14 protein-coding genes, 1 tRNA gene and 4 pseudogenes are annotated in these 21148 nt (G+C 42.0%); 10 read left to right on the top strand and 9 right to left on the bottom strand.

Translation table 11 applies throughout. The annotated features are described in order from the left end of the window. The first annotated feature begins 7 nt into the window (after positions 1-7). The 7 genes from C3V44_RS06460 (at position 8) to purB (ending at position 10488) form a co-directional block, all read left to right on the top strand. Positions 8-1660 (top strand): RagB/SusD family nutrient uptake outer membrane protein, encoded by a 1653-nt coding sequence (locus C3V44_RS06460; RefSeq protein ID WP_106095938.1) that lies wholly within the window; start codon positions 8-10, stop codon positions 1658-1660. Next, positions 1660-3324, top strand: a complete 1665-nt coding sequence (locus tag C3V44_RS06455; RefSeq protein ID WP_106095937.1) for a hypothetical protein — start codon at positions 1660-1662, stop codon at positions 3322-3324. Before C3V44_RS06460 ends, C3V44_RS06455 begins: the two co-directional genes overlap by 1 nt. Before the next feature lie 110 nt (positions 3325-3434). Further along, complete coding sequence (locus tag C3V44_RS06450) at positions 3435-5123, top strand: hypothetical protein (RefSeq protein WP_106095936.1); 1689 nt, start codon at positions 3435-3437, stop codon at positions 5121-5123. 589 nt (positions 5124-5712) lie between these two features. Next, positions 5713-7575, top strand: a complete 1863-nt coding sequence (locus tag C3V44_RS06445; protein WP_106095935.1) for a M1 family metallopeptidase — start codon at positions 5713-5715, stop codon at positions 7573-7575. 1 nt (position 7576) lies between these two features. Beyond that, entirely contained in the window at positions 7577-7948 is a 372-nt protein-coding gene (locus C3V44_RS06440) for a hypothetical protein (RefSeq protein ID WP_009421734.1), read from the top strand. Positions 7949-7988: 40 nt separating this feature from the next. Continuing rightward, positions 7989-9110 carry a DNA polymerase III subunit delta' gene (locus C3V44_RS06435; protein ID WP_106095934.1) on the top strand — a complete coding sequence of 374 codons (1122 nt, stop codon included), beginning with the start codon at positions 7989-7991 and terminating at the stop codon, positions 9108-9110. Positions 9111-9156: 46 nt separating this feature from the next. Further along, complete coding sequence (gene purB, locus C3V44_RS06430; RefSeq protein WP_106095933.1) at positions 9157-10488, top strand: adenylosuccinate lyase; 1332 nt, start codon at positions 9157-9159, stop codon at positions 10486-10488. Positions 10489-10567: 79 nt separating this feature from the next. Here purB and sufD read toward each other — a convergent pair whose 3' ends face one another. The 9 genes and pseudogenes from sufD to C3V44_RS06385 form a co-directional block, all read right to left on the bottom strand. After that, positions 10568-11887: a Fe-S cluster assembly protein SufD gene (sufD, locus tag C3V44_RS06425; RefSeq protein ID WP_254425408.1), complete on the bottom strand. Its 1320-nt coding sequence runs from the start codon at positions 11885-11887 to the stop codon at positions 10568-10570. Between the two features lie 18 nt (positions 11888-11905). Continuing rightward, positions 11906-13096 (bottom strand): immunity 26/phosphotriesterase HocA family protein, encoded by a 1191-nt coding sequence (locus C3V44_RS06420; protein ID WP_254425407.1) that lies wholly within the window; start codon positions 13094-13096, stop codon positions 11906-11908. Beyond that, positions 13097-13833 (bottom strand): annotated as a pseudogene (sufC, locus tag C3V44_RS06415) (Fe-S cluster assembly ATPase SufC). It lies immediately after the preceding gene. Positions 13834-13890: 57 nt separating this feature from the next. Continuing rightward, positions 13891-14835 carry a hypothetical protein gene (locus tag C3V44_RS06410; protein WP_106095930.1) on the bottom strand — a complete coding sequence of 315 codons (945 nt, stop codon included), beginning with the start codon at positions 14833-14835 and terminating at the stop codon, positions 13891-13893. 216 nt (positions 14836-15051) lie between these two features. Continuing rightward, positions 15052-15468, bottom strand: coding sequence for an EamA family transporter (locus C3V44_RS06405; RefSeq protein ID WP_015782396.1), 417 nt, complete (start codon positions 15466-15468; stop codon positions 15052-15054). A gap of 56 nt (positions 15469-15524) precedes the next feature. Further along, positions 15525-16310, bottom strand: a complete 786-nt coding sequence (locus C3V44_RS06400) for an SDR family NAD(P)-dependent oxidoreductase (RefSeq protein ID WP_106095929.1) — start codon at positions 16308-16310, stop codon at positions 15525-15527. Between the two features lie 24 nt (positions 16311-16334). Next, positions 16335-16858: pseudogene (locus C3V44_RS06395) on the bottom strand (hypothetical protein). 11 nt (positions 16859-16869) lie between these two features. Further along, positions 16870-17130: pseudogene (locus tag C3V44_RS06390) on the bottom strand (SMI1/KNR4 family protein); the annotation flags it as partial. 256 nt (positions 17131-17386) lie between these two features. Then, positions 17387-18216 (bottom strand): annotated as a pseudogene (locus C3V44_RS06385) (TerC family protein). An 813-nt stretch (positions 18217-19029) separates the two neighbouring features. On the opposite strand from C3V44_RS06385, the gene C3V44_RS06375 reads away from it, so the two are divergent. The 3 genes from C3V44_RS06375 to C3V44_RS06365 all read left to right on the top strand — a co-directional run bounded on the left by C3V44_RS06375 (position 19030) and on the right by C3V44_RS06365 (position 21102). After that, positions 19030-19101, top strand: a tRNA-Arg gene (locus C3V44_RS06375). A 98-nt stretch (positions 19102-19199) separates the two neighbouring features. Further along, a complete protein-coding gene (locus C3V44_RS06370; protein WP_053581485.1) occupies positions 19200-20570 on the top strand; it encodes an SPOR domain-containing protein in 1371 nt (456 codons plus the stop codon). A gap of 4 nt (positions 20571-20574) precedes the next feature. After that, a complete protein-coding gene (locus C3V44_RS06365) occupies positions 20575-21102 on the top strand; it encodes an acyl-CoA thioesterase (RefSeq protein ID WP_002675152.1) in 528 nt (175 codons plus the stop codon). The last annotated feature ends 46 nt before the right edge of the window (positions 21103-21148 follow it).

Raw genomic sequence — 21148 nt, 5'->3', positions numbered from 1 at the left:
AAACAAAATGAAAAAGATAGTATATAAAGCTGTATTTGCAGCCTGTCTTATAGGGCTTACGGCTTGCGAAAAAACATTCGATGAATTGGCGAGCAACCCTAACCAACAAGACGTAAATGGGTTTTATAATACGCCACAAAACATTAATAAAGGGGTAATAGGTATCTATGCCTATATTACTACCCCTCGTGCAATGGGTACTGCGGGGCGCTTGCAAATCAATCGTGGTGATGAGAGTAGCGACTGCTCCGACTATGGAGAACCTGGTCAGTATTCGGCTAACCTATCCAGCTCTTGGTATACCATTGTGCAACCTTATGCGCTCTTCTATACTGCAGCTTCTCAAGCCTGCCAAATGATAGAAGCAATTCCTAATGTAAACTTTACGAACCAACAGTTGAAAAATGCCTATTTGGGTGAAGCCTATTTTTTAAGGGCTTATACACACTGGTTTTTATTTCTCAACTTTCGCAATATCCCGTTGATGAAAGAATTGCCAGCCTCTGCCAAAGACTACAAACCTCAGGCAACTCCTGAAGAGGCTTGGAATTTTATCATATCAGACCTTAAACGTGCTAAAGAACTTTTACCCAAAAAAGGCTTTTGGAAAGGTGAATCGGTAGGACGTGTAACCAAAGGCTCGGCTATTGCTCTGCTCGGTAAAGCTTATTTGTACCGTTCGGGTATTGAACGCTATTATGGCAACAGTACCGCTACCTATTACAACGAGGCAGCTGCCGAGTTCAATGAGCTTATTGTTAGTGGTAAATACCGCTTGGTAGCCGATTATAACGATAACTTTAAAGTCGCTACCGAAAACAACGATGAGTCTATTTTCGAACTCCAATTTTTGGGCGATGTAACCAATACGGGCTTTAACCCAGGTTTGTCTAACAGTGGGGTATGGCGTGACCCTCGTGGCTATCTGCCTCCTACCAATAAAATTGCCAGCAGTAGTATAATTCACGATTGGGTCTACAATACCTTTGTTAATTCTAAAGACGCCTCAGGTCATACCGACCCTCGTATGTTTGGCACTTTAATTTTTGATGATACCAAGCCAGAAATCAATGCCCGTACAGGTGATGAAGTGCGTATTTTTGACAATAAGACTTTTAAGGAATATTATGGAACCAAAGGTTTTGGGGTAGCCAAAGCACAAGCTAAGAAGTATAAAGCAGCTTGCCGTAAGGGTATCGACTGGACACTACCTACTAATAACCCTGGTAATAACTTCTATATGTGGAACGGTAGGGCTAACGGCTTAAACCAAATAGAAATTCGTTACGCCGATGTATTACTAATGTATGCTGAAGCGGTAGTAAGTGGAGGTACGCAAGGCTCATTGAGTGCGTTAGACGCTGTAAACCAAGTGCGCGCCCGTGTAGGTATGCCAGCAGTAGTTTCAGTAGATATGAACGTAATAGAACGTGAGCGCATCTTAGAACTCACCCAAGAAGGGCATCGCTTTTTCGACCTCCTTCGCTGGGGCAAGGTAGTTCAACGTTTCCGCGAATTGGAGGGTAGTGACCCCAATTTCAAACAGTATAACAATTCGGCTTACCTTGGCTTCCAAGAACACAAAAATGAGTGGTTACCGCTACCCGTAGACGAAGTAGAAGGCAACCCCTATATTCAACATAATAATCCTGGTTGGTAATGATGAAAAAAATAATACTTTTACTTTTAATTACTTTATTTGTAAAGTCTTTCGGTCAGGAGCTTCATAACGGCATTCAGCTACCTGCTGAGTGGCCTCCCCGTTATGAAGAGCCTACTGAGAGAAAAGAAATGTCCGTGCCCTATTTACAGCACAAACCTGCTGTCATCCCTATCAATACGGGCAGACAACTATTTGTAGACGATTTTTTGCTCAGCGAAAACCACTTGCAGAAGGTCTATCACACCCCCACTTACTATGCGGGCAACCCTGTATTGGAACCCGATAAAGAGTGGGAGAAAACCACACAAGGAGCGGTTTATGCTTCGCCTTTCAGCGATGGGGTATGGTATGACGAGCGTGACGGTAAGTACAAAATGTGGTACCTTACTGGGGCAGGCACGTTGCACAGAGAAGACCCGCAGACTTTCTACACCGGTTATGCCGAATCAACCGACGGCAAACACTGGGTGAAACCTAGTGTAGGGGTGTATAGCAATACCAATATCGTAGAGACATCTAACCGTGATGCAGCTACCGTATGGCTCGACCGCAATGAAAAAGACCCTGCCAAACGCTGGAAACTCTTCAATGTAGAACGTCGCCCGTCCGACCGCCGTTGGCAGTTTGTACTTAAATACTCTCCCGATGGTGTGCATTGGAGCAAAGGGGTAGCGCAGTCAGGTGATATATACGATCGTTCTACTGCTTTCTATAACCCTTTCACTAAAAAATGGGTCATCAGTATGCGCTATGGCACCCCTGTGTCAAGCCGTTCACGTGCTTATGTAGAACATTCAGACCCTGAGACTCTTGTATCGGTAACCCACCGCATACGCAAAGACGACCGTGATAAGTACGTGCACTTTTGGTTCACCCCCGATGATAAAGAGCTACGCCACGAGAAATACCCCGAAGTAGAGCCTGGTATCTATAATTTTGATGCGATTGCTTACGAGAGTATCATACTCGGTTTCTACAGTGCGTGGGCAGGACCTGAAAACAAAGTATGCGAGCAGGATAAGATACAAAAGCGTAATGTGATTTCATTGGGTTATAGTCGTGATGGTTTTCACTTTGCTCGCCCTACTCACCAACCCTTTATGAATGTGAACGAAACTAAAGGAGCGTGGAACTGGGGCAATATGCAGTCGGTAAATGGTGTGCCTATCATTGTAGGCGATTCGCTTTACTTCTACGCCAGCGGTCGTAGGCTTAGCGATGTGTTCTGGGATAGCCATACCTCTACAGGCTTGGCTACCTTACGTCGTGATGGTTTTGTATCGCTCAAAGCTGATAAGAAAGAGGCTTTTGCCACTACCGAAAAGGTATCTTTTGACGGTGAATACCTTTTTGTAAATGCAGCCGTTAAGAAAGGCAAACTATTAGTAGAAGTATTGGACGAAAATGGCTCTCCTATTCCAGGTTTTACTAAGAAAGACTGTGTAGTATTGCAAAAAACCGACAGTATTAAGGCACGTATACAGTGGAAAAACAACGCTACTCTCACAGCACTCAAAGGCAAGCCCGTACGCTTTAAATTTTATCTTACTAATGGCGACCTCTACGCTTTTTGGGTGTCTCCTTGGGAAACTGGTGAAAGTAGGGGATATACAGCAGGAGGCGGTAAAGGCTTAAATCCTAATGGTATAGATGAACCATAAGAATTAGCAAATTTGTGTGTCGCAACACTTTGCCAAAGTTTTAATCGCCCGTCGTGCTACGACCTTTGGCAAAGTTGATACCCTACACTAATAACTAACGACTAAAAACTATGTACAGAATAATACTTTTACTTTCAATTACTTTATGTATGAAGTCTTTCGGTCAGGTACTTCATAACGGTATAACGCTACCTTCACACTGGCCACCCCGTTATGAAGAGCCTACTGAGAGAAAAGAAATGCCCGTGCCGTATTTGCAGCACAAGCCTGCGGTTATTCCTATCAATACAGGCAGACAACTGTTTGTAGACGACTTTTTGCTCAGTGAAAACCACCTTCAAAAGGTCTATCACACACCGCGCTTCTACGCTCAAAATCCAGTACTCAAAGCTGATAAACCTTGGGAAAACACTAAGGAAGGCTATCCTTATGCTGCTCCTTTTAGCGATGGAGTGTGGTATGACGAACAAGATAACAAGTTTAAGATGTGGTACTTAGCAGGTGCCTCTCAGGCAAATGGTGCCAAACACGGTTTGGCTACCTGCTATGCCGAATCGGTTGATGGTAAACATTGGATGAAACCTTCGTTAGACATAGTGCCTGGCACTAACTATGTAGATGTGAATAACCGTGATGCCGCCACGGTATGGCTCGACAAACAGGAAAAAGACCCCGCTAAACGCTTTAAGTTCTTCAATGTAGAATACAAAGCGATGAATAACATAGAGTACAAAAGCGACTATGTTCAATACCAAATCGTGTTGAAATATTCCCCCGATGGCATTCACTTTACGGACAAAGGAGTAGCACACTCAGGTAGTATTACCGACCGCTGTTCGGCGTTCTATAATCCTTTTACCAATCGGTGGGCTATTAGTATGCGCTATTCGGTGCCTGAGGTATCTAACCGTTCGCGCTCTTATTTAGAGCACGCTAATGTAGAAGATGCTGTAAGTCTTGCTCATATGATGAGTCGACAGCTACACGAGAAATATCAAGTATTCTGGTTCACCCCCGATGATAAAGAAAAACGTCACCCCGACCACCCCGAAGTAGCTCCTGGTATCTATAATTTCGATGCTATTGCCTATGAGAGTATCATACTCGGCTTTTACAGTCAGTGGCAAGGACCTGAGAATGGCATTTGCAAAAAAGCGATGATGCCTAAGCGCAACGAAGTGCAGTTGGGCTACAGTCGCGATGGCTTTCACTTTGCACGCCCTACTCACCAGTCTTTTATGGGGGTAAACCCTACCGAAGGAGCGTGGAATTACGGCAATATGCAGTCGGTGAATGGAGTGCCCATTATTGTAGGCGACTCGCTTTATTTTTACAGTAGTGGTCGCTCTAAAAACAATATCTGGTGGGATGCTGGTATGAGTACTGGCTTGGCTACCTTACGTCGTGATGGTTTTGTATCGCTCAAAGCTGAGAAGAAAGAGGCTTTTGCCACTACCGAAAAAGTGAGTTTTGACGGTGAATACCTCTTTGTAAATGTGGCAGTCAAGAAAGGAAAACTATTAGTAGAAGTGTTGGACGAAAGCGGCTCTCCTATTGCAGGTTTTACTAAGAAAGATTGTGTAGTATTGCAAAAAAACGACGACACTAAGGTGCCTGTACAGTGGAAAAACAATGCTACCCTCACAGCGCTTAAAGGCAAGCCTGTACGCTTTAAGTTCTACCTTACCAATGGCGACCTTTACGCTTTTTGGGTATCTCCTTGGCAAACCGGTGAAAGCCGTGGCTATACAGCAGGAGGCGGTAAAGGACTCAACCCAAGTGGAATAGATGAACCATAAGAATTAATAAATTAGTAAATTTGTCAATTAGCAAATCGACAAATCACTTTTTCGGCTTGTCCTCCTTCGGGGGAACGGGGGCTACTAACCCCTAATGACTAACGTTCTCGCTGGTACGAGCTACAAGCTCGTACCTCCTTTTAAGAAACCCAGCAACAGCTGTATATGTGTAAAGGGGAATGTTTTCCCCCTAGTGCCTATGGTCTAAGGCCTAGCACCTCTTCCTCTTTCTTTCGCCTCGAAACCCCGATTTTAACATTTTTAGCACTGTCGTATTATAGTATGAATCAATTATTTATATACCCTTCCTATACCAATCGTCCAAGATTCGTATAAGCTTCCTATAAGCTATTTATAAGCTACCCCCACCCTCCTTACAGCCTTTTTCCATCAAAATCCCTCTTAACCTTCTTCCGAACTTCTCCGATATCTTCCGAATCTCTCAATCCTTTCCCATTTGCTAATTTAACTGCCTGTGCGGCTCGCACCTCATTTCCTCATTTTCCACCTGCCCGTCGTGCCACGACTTGTTAATTTCGCAATTACTTCGTACCTTTGCACTTTCAATAACTATCAATAGAATATAATAATGAGAAAAATACTCTTAGCATTCTCTGTTTTCGCTTTTATGCTGAATGCAATAGCCCAAGATAACCCTTGGCAACAACAAGCTGATTACCAAATGAACGTAACGATGGACGTGAAAAACTTTCAGTATAAAGGCACCCAAAAACTCACGTATACCAATAACTCTCCCGATACCCTACGCGTAGTATTCTACCACCTCTATTTCAACGCTTTTCAGCCAAATAGCGAAATGGATAGCAAACTGCAATCCATCCCCGACCCCGATAGACGTATGGTTAACAATCTCGGCACCGATAAAAACCCCATTTACGAGAGTCGTATAGCCAAACTCTCACCTTCTGAAATCGGACTATTGCGCATTACGGCTATGAGTCAGGACGGACAAAAAGCTACCTTCTCTCACGAAAGTACAATCCTAAAAGTAACCCTCCCCACCCCTATTCTACCTCACAGCAAAACAGTACTCGATATGACCTTTGAAGGTCAAGTGCCCGTAATGATACGCCGTGCAGGTCGTAATAGCCCCGATGGTGTAGCACTTTCAATGGCACAATGGTACCCTAAAATGGTAGCTTACGACCATCAAGGTTGGCATACTACCGAATACTTAGGTCGTGAGTTCTACGGCGTTTGGGGTAACTTCGATGTAAAAATCACCCTCGACAAAACCTATGTGGTAGCAGGTTCAGGCGTGTTGCAAAATCCTAACGAAATGGGCTGTGGTTATGAAGATAAGGGCGTAAAAATACCCCAAACCAAAGCTAAAACCAAAACGTGGCATTTTATAGCCGAACGTGTACACGATTTCACTTGGGCTGCCGACCCTCAGTTTACTCACGATAAGCACACTCTCACCGACGGTAAGACCATACACTTCTTCTATAAAAAATATCCAGAGAATTGGAAGCGCATCCAGCCCGATATGCTCAAAGTATTCGATTATTTCAATACACTTATAGGCAAATATCCTTGGCCTCAATACTCTTTCATTCAAGGAGGCGATGGTGGTATGGAGTATGCAATGTGTACCCTTATGGAAGGCGGTAAGAAATATGAGAGTTTAGTAGGCACTGCCATTCACGAACTGGCTCACGCTTGGTTTCAACACCTCTTAGCTACCGATGAGGCAGCTTATCCGTGGATGGACGAAGGGTTTACCTCCTATATCCAAACACTTGCCGAACAACAAGTGTTGCACCTCATTCCTGCAACCAACTATCCCTTTAATAAAGCGTACAATGGTTACCTAAACTTAGTAAAATCGGGGTTACAAGAACCTACCATCACTCATTCCGACCGTTATGCGACGAACTACGCTTATAGTATTGCCGCTTACTACAAAGGGCAGCTCTTCCTCACTCAGTTAGATTATCTAATGGGTAACGAAGCACTGATGAAAACTCTCAAACGCTACTACCGAGAATATGCTTTCAAGAATCCAACCCCCAATGATTTTATTCGCATAGCCGAAAAAGTATCAGGAATGCAATTGCAATGGTTCCTCAATGAGTTTATGCAAACTGACCACGTAGCCGATTACGCTATCGACAAGGTAGAAGCCAAAGGAAATAAAACTGCAATTACCCTCAAACGCTTAGAACGCCTGCCTCTTTCTATCGACCTTTTTGTAACCGATAAAGCTGGTAAAACCCAATACGTATATGTGCCCTTGCGAATGACTTACGGCGAAAAACCAAACACTTACCCTAATTATCCCCGTACAGTAGTTCCTGCTTGGGGTTGGGGTAACCTTACCTACACTTTTGAACTCGATATGCCTTTGAACAATATCCAGAGTATAGTATTAGACCCTAATAACAGAAGTGTAGATATCAATAGGGAGAATAATATTTATAAGAAATAGAATGTATACTGTTATTATCTTTTTAGGATTTTATAATTTGCTCTTTGCCCTCTTCCATTTGTTGTTTTGGAGACTTTTTAAGTGGAAAGAAGAGGTGCACAAACTCAGTTTTGCCAATCGCGGAATTATCCAAATTCTCAATATACAAATAGTTTATTATTTTGTAGCAGTAGCAATAGTTTGTTTTTGTTTTACTAACGAACTTCTCACTACTGATTTAGGTAAGGTTTTCTTACTTGGCAACTCGTTGTTCTGGGCAATACGTTTGGTACAACAATATATATTTTTGAGGAAAAATAGTTTTGTAATTCACTTTTTGGCAGTACTATTTTTGTTAGGAACAGTATTATTTTTATTACCCTTGCTCTACTAAAATCAGTATATACTAACTCCTAACATCTAACACCTAAACAATGGACAATATTTTAGGATACGATACAATAAAGAACTATTTGCAAGCCAGTGTGGAAGCAGGTCGCATTCCACACGCTCAATTATTTGTGGCAGGCGAAGGACAAGGCGCTCTGCCAATGGCAATCGCCTACGCAACTCTCATTCTTTCGCACGATAACCCCAAGGCAAAGGCTCAATGCGCCCAACTCGCTCACCCCGACCTCCATTTTGCTTTCCCCACAGCTATTAATGACAAGGTGAAAAAAGACCCTATTAGTGCTCTCTTTATGGACGAATGGCGCGCTTTTGTAAAAGAACAGCCTTATGGCTCTCTTTTCGATTGGCTTGTGTTCCTTGGAATCGAAAAAAAACAAGCTAACATAGGGGTAAACGAGGCTAAAGAGATTACCAATAAGTTAGCACTGAAATCATTTGAAGGTGGTTATAAGGTAATGATTATCTGGATGGCAGAGAAGATGAATGCCGAAGCCTCTAACAAGCTTCTTAAACTCCTCGAAGAACCCGCCGATAAAACAGTCTTTCTCTTGGTGGTAGAAGATGAAAATGCCCTATTAGACACTATCAAATCACGTTGCCAAATCCTGCGTTTCCCGCCCCTAAGTGAGAAGGCTATTAAAGAAGCCCTCGTAGAACGTGGTTTAGCTGATGCCGAAGCGACCAAAATAGCCCTACGCGCTCAAGGAAATTTCAACAAAGCCCTCCAACTGATGAACAACAAAGAAAGCGAAGAAGCCATTTTTGAGCGTTGGTTTATTGCGTGGGTGCGCACAGCCTACCGCGCGCGTGGTAACAAAGCCTCTATACAAGGACTCTTGCAGTGGAGTGACGAAATCAATACCGTAGGGCGGGAGGCACAAAAACAGTTTTTGCAGTATTGCACTGAGGTGTTCCGTCAGGCATTCCTACTGAACTATACCGCCTCTGGTTTGGTATATATGCAATTCGCCGACCCTACTTTTCAACTTGCTAAATTTGCCCCTTTTATTCACGGCGGTAATATCGAGGCAATACATAACCTCCTCGAAGAAGCCCAGTTACACGTAGAGCGCAATGGTAATGGCAAAGTTATTTTCACCGATTTAGCTATCAAACTCACAAGATTGTTACACACTAAGCAATGAGACAATTTTCTAATTTTCTAATCTGCTAATTTGCTAATTTAAAATTATGTTAACCGCAATTTCCCCTATCGATGGTCGTTATGCCGATAAAACGACTTCTTTTGTGCCTTTCTTCTCCGAAATGGCACTCATTCGTTATCGTGTGCAAGTGGAAGTAGAGTACTTTATCGCACTCTGTGAACTCCCCTTGCCTCAACTCGGCAATTTCCCTAAGGAAAGATACACCGATTTGAGGAAACTCTACCAAAATTTCACTGAAGAGGAAGCTCTAAAAGTAAAAGAAATAGAGCAAACTACCAATCACGATGTAAAAGCGGTTGAATATTTCATTAAAGAGGCTTTTGATAAACTGCAATTAGAAAAATACAAGGAGTTTATCCACTTTGGTCTCACCTCTCAGGATATCAACAATACCGCTATTCCACTTAGCATCAAGGAAGCTGTACAACAAGTGTATTTGCCTGCCTTGGAGCAATTGCTCAGCAAACTGAGAAGTTTAGTAACCCAATGGAAAGATATCCCTCTACTGGCGCGCACTCACGGTCAGCCGGCATCCCCTACGCGTTTAGGCAAGGAGTTCGAGGTGTTTGTCGTTCGTATGGAACAGCAGTTACAAACCCTTATAGCAGTGCCTTATGCTGCCAAGTTTGGGGGAGCTACTGGTAACTACAACGCTCATAAAGTGGCCTATCCTAATATCGATTGGAAGGCTTTCGGCACTCGCTTTGTAGAGGAAATATTAGGCTTGCACCATTCTTTCCCCACTACCCAAATTGAGCATTACGACCATTTAGCCGCTCTTTTCGATGCTCTTAAACGCATCAATACGATTCTCATCGATTTGAACCGCGATATTTGGACGTATATTTCTATGGATTATTTCAAACAACAGATAAAAGCTGGCGAGGTAGGCTCTTCGGCTATGCCTCATAAAGTAAACCCTATTGATTTTGAAAACTCCGAAGGTAATTTAGGCATTGCCAATGCTCTTTTAGAGCATCTATCAGCGAAATTGCCTATTTCCCGTCTACAACGCGACCTCACCGATAGCACAGTATTGCGCAATGTAGGGGTGCCTTTTGGTCATATACTCATAGCCCTGCAATCTACCCTCAAAGGACTCAATAAACTTCTTTTAAATGAAGATAAAATCCGCGAAGACTTGCAAGACCATTGGGCAGTAGTAGCCGAGGCTATCCAAACGATTTTGCGTCGTGAAGGCTATCCTAACCCCTATGAAGCCCTCAAAGCCCTCACGCGTACCAATACCGCTATCACTGCCGAGACTATTAGCAGTTTTATCGATACCTTGGAAGTAAATGAAGATGTAAAGGCAGAACTAAAAGTTATAACGCCCGAGAACTATACGGGAGTTTAAAATAACAGCCACAATATCCAATAAAAAAGCCTACTTGAAATTTCAAGTAGGCTTTTCTTTTTTATAAATACTTCTTCTCTTAAAAATCTACGGTTACTCCTAATTTCTCAGCAATAATCGCATTGATATACTCCGAAAGGGCTGGAATGCTTACGCTCTCCAATACGGTATTTGCAAAAGCATAGGTAAGTAAGGCAGAGGCTTCTTTTTTGCCTATCCCACGTGTTTGCAAATAGAAAAAGGAGTCTGCGCTGAGAGAGCCTACGGTACAGCCGTGTGAGCACTTCACATCATCGGCGAAGATTTCGAGTTGGGGCTTGGTGTATACCGTTGCTTTATCGGAGAGAAGGATATTGTCGTTCTGCTGATAAGCATTTGTTTTCTGAGCGATTTGCTCTACCATTATCTTACCGTTGAACACATTGGTTGCTTCATCACTTACGATACTCTTATAATCCTGATGACTCTCACAGTTAGGATATGCGTGGTTCACTAGCGTATAATGGTCGGTATGTTGTGTGCCTTGCAAAATGCTCAACCCTTTAAGGGTGGACTCTAAATACTCGCCTTGGTGATAGAAATTGAGGTTGTTGCGAGTGAGTGTCCCACCAAACGAGAAGGTATGCACGCTGGCGTGGCTGTTTGCCTCTTGCGAAATATAGGTGTTATCGATAAGGGAAGCGGTAAGACTATCGTTTTGCAATTTGTAATAATCGAGGAAAGCCTCTTTGGCTACAAATGCCTCGGTTACTACATTGGTAAGGATTGCCGTAGCAGTATCCGATAAGTTTTGGTGAACTTCAATAACTTTGAGCTGTGCATTCTCACCCACTGCAATAATATTGCGCGGTTGGTAGCAAGTGGTTTCTTTTCTGTCGTTGAAATACAGCAACTGTATGGGTTTATCTACTACTTTCCCCTTAGGTACTTCTATATATATCCCTTCTGAGGCAAAAGCCGTGTTGAGGGCTGTGAATATATCGCCTTTTTCGGTATTGGTGTTGAAGTATTTTTTGATAAACGCCTCTCCGCCCTTGTGTAATGCTTCTAATAGGGGCGTAATGGTAACACCTGCTATTTCTTTACTCGACATTTCTGGGCAGTAATAGCCATTTACAAACACGAGCACATCACAATCCTTAATCCAGTGTTCGTATAGCACTTCTGCGGAGAGGGTTGTTTTATTATAAATAGGTTGCCACAAGTGGTAATCAGTAGCTTGGAGGTTAGTGAGAGAGGTGTATTTCCACGCTTCTACTTTTTTATGAGGGAAACCTTTTTCGGCAAAGAAACTAAGGGCTTCTTTGCGAATGTCTTTTAATATATCGCCTTTATGTGGGAACGCCTCGAAGGCAGTAACCCATTTTTCTTTTAAATTAGTCATTAGTGGTTTGTTCATTAGTCGTTAGCTCATTTGTTAATCTTTTAATTCACTTGGTAAGGGCAAACCTATTTTTTTGCAATTGGAGGCATAGCTTACTGTTGGATCAAGACCAAAGATAGTGAGAATTTTATCTTTTACTTTTTTGTTAAAAGGAGCTCTCAAGTCTCTCTTTCGCCATCCTAACGCTTCGCCACTTAGCACCTCTTGTAAATCACAGTTTCTGAACAACTGTGGCGAAATACCATTTCCTCTATTGTTATAATCCAAATCATCGGTAAGTGTTTTGAGTTTTTCGGCTCTTTCATCAAAAGCAGTTTCACTCATTCCTAATTGTATCAATCCCCATTGCAATATGTACTTAGGGGCTCCATATAGCATAGAACCATCGTTTTCAAAGTTGATAGGAAAGTCGTATTCTTCATCGGGTATAGGAGCATTGCCTATAATTTCATATTCCCCGTAGAACAGTTTGTTGTCCATCATTACATTGCAGGGCAGTACTTTTTGCTGTTGCAATACCTCTATAGGAATATTTTTAGTATCAGAAGCATATACGAAAAACTGTATCATCACTGGACGACCAAATAAAAACCTCCAAAAGTGATTTTTAGGTATGATATTCTCTTTTTCTACCTTATAAACATCTAATAGCACCCTACCAAATCCGTATTGGGTACGATTGAGCTTAAAGCAGAAAATATCGCCTTTTTTGAATTTTACGTGCTTGCGTTTCTGTTGTTTGAAAACGGCTATTTCTTCTAAATGATTCGCTGGTGATTGAGCAATAAAATCAGCTATTTGCTCGGGGATAGAGGTTTGTTTTCTATCGGGAGGTTTATCCCAATGACTGTTGTAAAAAGTGGTTTCCGAAGTATAACTTGCTATATATATGTTATCATTCTTGAGTTCAACAGAAACACCTATAGGGGTACGTTTTTCAAAATGATTGGCTTGCAAAGGCACTTCTTTACCTTTTTGGGTTTTAGGTAGCAAAATCTCGCGGTTGCGGGTTGCTTCCTCGTACTGTTTTTCGATGTACTTTTCCTTTGTGGAGATGATTTGCCTTTTGATGATGTCACCGTCAAAATACAATATACTCTCAGGGCGGTGTTTGTCACCTGCCAATAAAACCCTATCCCAATGAGGTAATATAGGGTCTAAGCCTACATATCTACGTTGTTCGTTGTTGAGTTCAAACATTGTGCAAGCCTTGGGTAAGTTCAATTATTTCAGCCAATCATAGCCTTTTGCTTCCAATTCTAAGGCGAGGTTTTTGTCGCCTGTTTTTACGATTTTACCGTCGGAAAGCACGTGTACGTAATCGGGGACGATGTAGTCTAAAAGGCGTTGGTAATGGGTGATAACAAGCACCGCATTGTTTTCGTTTTTGAGTTTATTCACCCCATTAGCTACAATGCGTAGGGCGTCGATATCAAGACCAGAGTCGGTCTCGTCTAAAATAGCAATTTTAGGTTCGAGCATTGCCATTTGGAAGATTTCGTTGCGTTTCTTCTCACCGCCAGAGAATCCTTGGTTAAGGGAGCGCGAAAGAAAGTCGGGGTTGATTTCTAAAAGGGCTGCTTTTTCGCGTATTTTTTGAGAAGTTCAGCAGCAGGCATATCGGGTAATCCTTGTGCCTTCCGACTCTCATTGATAGCGGTTTTGATGAAGTTGGTTACTGATATTCCAGGGATTTCTACAGGGTATTGGAAAGACATAAAGATACCTTTATGTGCGCGCTCTTCGGGGGCATCTTCTAACAGACTTTCGCCATTGAGGAGGATATCACCCTCTGTTACCTCAAAGTTTTCGCTACCTGCAATCACCGCCGAAAGGGTAGATTTGCCTGCTCCATTAGGTCCCATAATAGCGTGTACTTCGCCTGCTTTTATTTCTAAATCAATCCCTTTGAGGATTTCCTTGCCTTCCACACCTGCGTGGAGATTTTTTATTATTAACATTCTTAATTGAGTTTAGTGATACTTTTCTTCTAACTATAAAGTATGATACAGCTTGTATTAGTACTCATATTTTTCAATAGTACTATCATATCCCATCATCACTTTGGTAATTTTAGTAGCGTAACCTTGCGGATTATTAGCTTCATTTTTATATTCAGTTAAATATGGAATGCCTGTAGTAAGTCCTAAACTGGGGTTGTCAGGATCTTTTAGATGTTGAGTTTGTTCAGTTTTTTTCACTACAAGATTTTTGCTATTAGTGGCTTCATAAAGCTCATAAAAGATGTACTTATTTAAAGGATTGTTTGCTAACGTGATAAGTTGTATTTGCAAGTCTCTCTTGGGGTTTTTCTTCTGCAGGTCATACTCATATAGACAGGTCTCTCTAAGAAAAACTTCTCCCCCGTCATTGAGTTTATCTTTTACTTTCTTTATCAAGTTGCCTTCTGGACTAAAAGTATAGGTTTTTCTGTCGTGTCCAGAAGCACTCGTTGCCACCACAGTATGGGCATCTGGGTAGGTAATTTTGTAAACGATTGAAGGAGAAAATTCACTTAGTTTTCCATCTTTGTAGCCAAAAGTAATAGACATAGGATGCTTTCCTATTCTACTTTTTCTAATTTCAGTAACTTGGTCTTGGTCATTGAAACTAAATTCTACAACTCCTTGAGCTATACCGTCTTTATCAATATCTATCCTGGCAGGAAGTTTCTTACCCTTTAGGGGCTTAATAATCAAATGTTTGACTTCCTTTCGCTTTGAACGATAAGTTTTGAACTCTCTTGCTTCCTTAATAAATCCGTCCTCTATGGTGTAAACCATTTCGGAGATATCATCCTTTGAACGCTCTATGATGTACTTAGTAGGCAATAATGTCTTTTCTTCCCACGGGTCAGGAGTTTTTTTATTGTTATTATTGTTATTATTGTTATTGTCATCATCACTTTTGTGGCAAGCAACTCCAATGAGAGCAAGACTTGCTAAAATTAACAGCTTTCTCATAACGATTTTTTTAATTAAATTAGGGAGCAAAGGTAGTCTTTTTTGACGTAACAGACAAAAAATATTTCTCCTATCTCCTTCTTATATTCGTGCCACGTACGTGGTTTAGGTGTGGTACAGGCACCCTATACCCATCGTAATAACCTAATTTCTTTAAGAACCTCTCTATGGGGAAATTTAGCCCGTCCTGCTAGTGCAAGCGTTTCGTTCCTACTCTCACCATATCATCACTAAGGTACCTATGGTAATGAGTGAGACACCTATCACCGATTTAAGGGTGAAGTCTTCGTGTAGGAAGATAATAGCCAAAACAAAGGTGATGGCGATACTTAGTTTATCTACCGAAACAACTTTGGTAGTTTCTCCCATTTGCAGGGCTTTGTAATAGCACAACCACGATGCCCCTGTGGCAATTCCTGAGAGGATAAGAAAGAGCCAACTGCGCTGGCTTATCTGGGCAATATTATGCTGACTTTGGGTGATAAAAACCATTGCCCACGCCAGCAACACAACTACCACTGTGCGGATAGCGGTCGCTACATTAGAATTGACCCCTTCAATGCCTATTTTGGCAAGAATAGCGGTAAGAGCAGCAAAGATAGCCGAAAGTAGTGCAAAAACGAACCACATCATACGTTATTTTGTGACAAAGGTAAGTATAATTTACTAATTAGCAATTAGCAAATTATCTAATCTGCTAATTTATACACGTGTATTGCATCCGCTTGGTGGAGCGGGGTAACAGTAATATCGGTGATTTGTATTTTATCTGGCAGATTGACGATATAGGCTATGGTGTCGGCTATATCTTCGGCATATAGGGGCGTGATACCCTTATACACATTCTCGGCTTTTTGTTCGTCACCTTTGAAACGCACCTTGCTGAAATTGGTCTCTACCAACCCTGGTTTTACGGTTGTTACCTTCAGCTTCTTGTCCATTAGCTCTATGCGCATCGCATCGCTGAGGGCTTTTACGGCAAACTTCGTCGCACAATAAATACTGCCATTGGGGTAAGCTATCTCACCCGCTACCGACCCGACGTTCACTATCGTCCCTACCTTGTCGGTGGCAATCATTAGCGGAATCACACTATTGGCAATATAGGTAAACCCTTTGATGTTGGTGTCAATCATCTGGTCTATATCTTCTATGGCGTAAGTATAGAGGTGTTGCAATCCTATTGCCAAACCCGCATTGTTGATGAGTATATCTATTTGTTGCCATTTTTCGGGTAAGGACTGGATATTTTTCGCAACCTCTTGGTAGTTTCTCACGTCGAAAGCTAAGGTTATAACCTCCACAGCGTGTTCTTTTTCGAGTTTTGCTTTCAGTTCCGCCAATATCTCAGCACGACGAGCGCAGAGAATCAAATTAACACCCATTTGTGCCAACTTTTCGGCTACTGCTTTACCTATCCCGCTGCTTGCACCCGAGATAAAAGCGATTTTTCCTTTGATACGATTTAGTTCCATTTGTTTAGATATTTAAGTGTTAGGTTATCTCCATATCTTTTTCATTACCCCTTCTACAGTAGGTTGGTGATACTTACCCTCTTTATCTTTTGTGGTATTGAACACAGTAGGGTCAAAGTGCGGACAGTTGAGTGCTAAAAACTGAAAGAAGTAGCCATCGCTGTAAAACATATAAGGCATAAACTCCTGTTGAAAATCGTTTTCGCACTCAAATTCATTGTTTATGATGATACGCACAAAAGTAGCGATGTCCTCTCGGGTGAGGTTGTTGTGTTTTACAGGGTCGGGCATAGCCAAATCAAAGGCAAAAGCTTCAATGCCATTGCCTTCCCACCATTCCCATAGCCAAGTGTTGAAAGGTCTTTACCGGTGAGCTCACTGAGGTATTGCTCCATCACCTTGTATTCTTTGTCAAACACTTCTTCGGGAGTGTCTTCACTTTGGGCATCCCAAAAGGCTTCGTAATCTTGCAGGCGTTTTAGCACGAGGGGGTACAGCTTTTCTGCGGTTGCAAAATCGGGGCGTAGTTCTTTTCTAAGGTTTTTCATTTTCGTTAATTTTAATCATCATACGAAGTGTAATCCCATTGCAGACCATAACTTCCTAAATCATTTAATAGTTTATCAAAAAGAGCTTTTTGGGTAGTCCCTATAAAGATAGCTGTGGGTTTTCCAGTATCTCGGTGTATAGAGAGTGTTATCACAAGCTTAAAATCTTCATCGGTAAAGGTGCGTTGGCCTTCCCAACTGAGAGAGGTAAGTTCGGTATATTGTTTTTCTATATGGGCAACTGCTCCTGTGGGTACTTCAAAGTCTTCCATTGTAGCTCGCACCCTGTCTTGCTACGACCTTTGAAAAAGTTGATTACCTTATAATCACTCGCCTTTTCGGTGTGCGTAGGGGCGATTGGCAAATCGCTCTTTAAGAAATAAGCCCATTCATTTGCAATCTATTTTTGTTTGACTCTAAAAAGACAAAGCCTTTATTTTTGCTTATTTTTTTATCGAATTTCTATAGCGTGAGCTACATACACTTCCTCTTATCATTAATCATTAACCATTCATCACTAACCATTCATCATTTTTCTACCTCTTTTTCACTTTGCACGCCACTACTTGGGAGAGAGGTTGGAGGTGAAGCCTTCCTCATTCTCATATTCAGAAACTCTACCCCTAACGAAAACGCTATTGCAAAGTACAAGTATCCCTTAGGCACAGCACCCACCGTTTGCCCTGCCAATACCGCTTCCGATAGGTGCATACTCTCAGTAATAAGCATAAAACCAATGAGTATCAAGAACGAAAGTGCCAATATCTGAATCGAAGGATTGCGGTTTACAAAGTTGCCCACAGGGTTTGCAAAAAGCATCATTATACCCACCGAAAGCACTACCGCTGTAATCATTATATAAATCGCCCCTGTCAGTCCGCTGGTCATTCCCACCGCCGTAAGAATACTATCCATCGAGAAAATAAGGTCTATCAGCAGTATTTGTACAATAGTCCCCCCGAAAGAAGCGTGTTGTCGCCCCTTAGGGTTATCCGATTGTGTAACGTGTTCTATATGATTCACTTTCGCGTGAATTTCCTTAGTCGATTTATAGAGCAGGAAGATACCCCCGCAAGCAGTATGAGAGCCTGCCCGTTAAAATGAGCTGAAAACCACCCCCAGTCAAGGCTGATAAGCGGGTCTTTCAACCTAATCAGAAACGAAATACCCAATAAAAGAGCAATGCGCAAAAACATCGCCAAGAAAAGCCCTAAGCGTGTAGCGCGCTTACGTTGATGTTCGGGCAGCTTACCCGTAACGATAGAGATAAATATCACGTTATCAATCCCCAATACAATTTCGAGGAACGTAAGAGTAATAAGCGCCACAAAGGCATCAGCAGTAAAAAGAAAATCCATTTTATTCTTAGTTTTTAAAACGCAAAGATAAATCAAAAATTGAATATGAATACAACCCAAAGCCCAAAATAATAAAATTCTTATTCAATTACACCTTAATTATAAGAAAAGTTTCCCGTCCCCATACTCCCCCTAAACTGCTCCCACAAATTTGCTAATTTCCCAATTTTCTAATTTGCTAATTCTCTTTCCCGTCACACTTCCCCCTAGTGCCTATGCTCTAAAACCTAATTCCTATTCCTCTTTCTTTCGCCTCGAAACCCTGTTTTTAACATTTTCAGCCTTGTTGTATGATATTATGAATCAACTTTTTACACACCCTTTCTATACCAATCGTCCAAGATTCGTATAAGCTTCCTATAAGCTCTCTATAAGCTAACCCCACCCATCTTACACCCTTTTTTCATTAAAATTTCTCTCAGCCCTCTTCCGAACTTTTCCGTTTCCTTCCGACTCTCAAAGACCCTCCCCAATAAAGTCTTCAATCTCGCCTAACCTCCGTCCGACACGTCCGACCTGTCAAAAAACTATTTTTATCACTACTCATTTGCTAATTCTCTCATTCTTTCATTTCCTAATTCTCTCATTCTCTCATTTCCTAATTCTCTCATTCTCTCATTTCCTAATTCTCTCATTCTCTCATTTCCTAATTCTCTCATTCTCTCATTTCCAAATTCCCCACCCTCTTGTCACTTTTTCGTCGCATTCCTAGTGCCTATGCCCTAAGGCCTAAGGCCTCGCACTTTTCTCTTCTTTCATCACATTTTTTCGTAGTTTCAAAAAAAGTCGTACCTTTGCAAAAAATTACTCACAGGTCTTGTAGTTCAACGGATAGAATAGAAGTTTCCTAAACTTTTGATCCAAGTTCGATTCTTGGCAAGACCACTTTTTTATCAAAAAACTTGGTCGGTATAAAAAAATATCGTACCTTTGTTGTTTCAAAAGGCAAATCCATCATTTTAATAACTTAAAATATCGGAATTATGAAAGACCTAAATGTATACATCGAAGAATTGCTCTACAAACACCAATGCGTGATTATCCCTAAGTTTGGAGCATTTATATCTAATAGAAAATCAGCCCAAATGGCTGAAGATAAAACGTTCGACCCTCCTAAACGAGAGCTCAGTTTCAACGCAAGCCTCACTTCTAACGACGGCTTGCTCATCAAGTATATATCCGAACAAACAGGCATCGAATATAACTTGGTAGAAGATTACGTAAACTTAGCTGTCGAAGGGTGGAAACGCATCTTAAAACAAGACCAAACCTTAAATCTCGAAAAAATCGGGACGCTTAGGTTAGTCGGCGAAGGTCGTATCTCTTTCGAACCCGCTGACGACGTGAATTTCCTTACCGATTCTTTCGGTATGGCGCCTTTCGTACCTCACGAAGTAACCGCTTCCGATTTGAAAATAGAAGAAAATCAAATCCGTCCTACACTCGACCATTCAAGTACCGATACCGGCATTCCTAACCTTCCGCCAGAAGAAGAAGATGCCGTAGTAACTCCTACTGAAAGTCCTGTGAGCCAAGTTACAGCTCCTGTGGTAACCAATACTCCTAAAACCCACAGAGGTACTACCCCACCGCCAGCTAAGGAAAAGAAACCTGCTAAAATAATGCCGTATGTAAAATATACAGCAGTAGCCTCAGTAGGATTAGCCTTTTTGGCTTATGGAGCTTACCTGCTCTTTGGTGAAAGAGTAGTAAACGATGGCAATAACGAACAACAGTTTGCAATTACTGACAGCTTAGTACAAGAGCGTCTTAACCAAAAACTCAGCGAAGCAGCCGTGTTCACCCCGCCTATTACTATCCCTGCTATTCCTTTGCAAGTAGAAAAAGTAAAGGCTAAAAAGCCCGAACAAGTAAAACCTGAGCAAGTAAAGCCTGAACAAAAACCTACTCAGTCCACTAATCAAGCTGCCACTACGGTAGCGACAACCAAGCCCGCTAATACGCCTGTACAAGCTACTGCTACGCCTAAGCCAGCGCAAACTAGCACTGCGCCCAAACCTGCACAAACCACTACAACACCTAAGCCCGCTCAAACCAATACCTCAGGTGTAGCCTCTACCCCTGTACGTACAAATTCGGCAATGGCAGCTAAAAAATACCAAGTGATTGCAGGGGCTTTTAAAGACGAGAAAAACGCAGAAACCCGAGTGAAACAACTCCAAAAGCTGGGGTATAAAAACGCTTTCGTATTAGGAATGAACGCCAGAGGTCTGTACCAAGTAAGTTATGGCGGTTTCGATTCTATGGACGAAGCTAAACTACAACAAAAAGAAGTGCAAAACTCTAAAGAAGAGAAAAAACTCGACGGTGGCTGGATACTAACTCAACCCTAAAATAATGATGAAACTCAAGAAAAAACCTTCTGACTCACGTACTATACTCACCGACCTCGTACTCCCAGGCGAAACCAATCACCTCAACGCTCTGTTTGGGGGTGAACTCCTCGCCCGTATGGATAGAGCTGCTAGTATTGCCTCACAACGTCACTCTGGACGTTTAACCGTTACCGTATCAGTAAACCACGTGGCTTTTACTCACAGCATACGCATAGGAAGCATCGTAACGGTCGAAGCCGCCATCTCTCGCGCTTTCTCTACTTCTATGGAAGTATATATCGATGTGTGGATGGAAAATATCTATGGCGAACGTACCAAAGCTACCGAGGCGATTTACTCTTTCGTAGCGGTAGACGAAAACGGTCGCCCCGTAAAAGTACCTGAGATAGAACCAGAAACCCAGCTCGAAAAAGAACGTTACAACGGTGCCCTACAACGTCGCCAACTGAGTCTTGTGCTTGCAGGTAAACTCAGTCCGCACGACGCTACCGAGCTAAAAGCTCTCTTTACTGAATTAGAAAATAGCTGATGCATTTAGTAATAGAACCGCTGTAAAAGGCGGTTTTTCTCTTAAA

The organism is Capnocytophaga sp. oral taxon 864 (genome assembly GCF_002998835.1).
Taxonomy (GTDB): domain Bacteria; phylum Bacteroidota; class Bacteroidia; order Flavobacteriales; family Flavobacteriaceae; genus Capnocytophaga; species Capnocytophaga ochracea.
This window is presented reverse-complemented; position numbering and strand designations above follow the sequence as displayed.

Coding starts and splice junctions, on each gene's coding strand:
- purB (WP_106095933.1), top strand. CDS start 9,157: ATGTTAACCGCAATTTCCCCTATCGATGGTCGTTATGCCGATAAAACG.
- C3V44_RS06440 (WP_009421734.1), top strand. CDS start 7,577: ATGTATACTGTTATTATCTTTTTAGGATTTTATAATTTGCTCTTTGCC.
- sufD (WP_254425408.1), bottom strand. CDS start 11,887: ATGAACAAACCACTAATGACTAATTTAAAAGAAAAATGGGTTACTGCC.
- C3V44_RS06365 (WP_002675152.1), top strand. CDS start 20,575: ATGATGAAACTCAAGAAAAAACCTTCTGACTCACGTACTATACTCACC.
- C3V44_RS06435 (WP_106095934.1), top strand. CDS start 7,989: ATGGACAATATTTTAGGATACGATACAATAAAGAACTATTTGCAAGCC.
- C3V44_RS06405 (WP_015782396.1), bottom strand. CDS start 15,468: ATGATGTGGTTCGTTTTTGCACTACTTTCGGCTATCTTTGCTGCTCTT.
- C3V44_RS06400 (WP_106095929.1), bottom strand. CDS start 16,310: ATGGAACTAAATCGTATCAAAGGAAAAATCGCTTTTATCTCGGGTGCA.
- C3V44_RS06370 (WP_053581485.1), top strand. CDS start 19,200: ATGAAAGACCTAAATGTATACATCGAAGAATTGCTCTACAAACACCAA.
- C3V44_RS06460 (WP_106095938.1), top strand. CDS start 8: ATGAAAAAGATAGTATATAAAGCTGTATTTGCAGCCTGTCTTATAGGG.
- C3V44_RS06410 (WP_106095930.1), bottom strand. CDS start 14,835: ATGAGAAAGCTGTTAATTTTAGCAAGTCTTGCTCTCATTGGAGTTGCT.
- C3V44_RS06445 (WP_106095935.1), top strand. CDS start 5,713: ATGAGAAAAATACTCTTAGCATTCTCTGTTTTCGCTTTTATGCTGAAT.
- C3V44_RS06455 (WP_106095937.1), top strand. CDS start 1,660: ATGATGAAAAAAATAATACTTTTACTTTTAATTACTTTATTTGTAAAG.
- C3V44_RS06450 (WP_106095936.1), top strand. CDS start 3,435: ATGTACAGAATAATACTTTTACTTTCAATTACTTTATGTATGAAGTCT.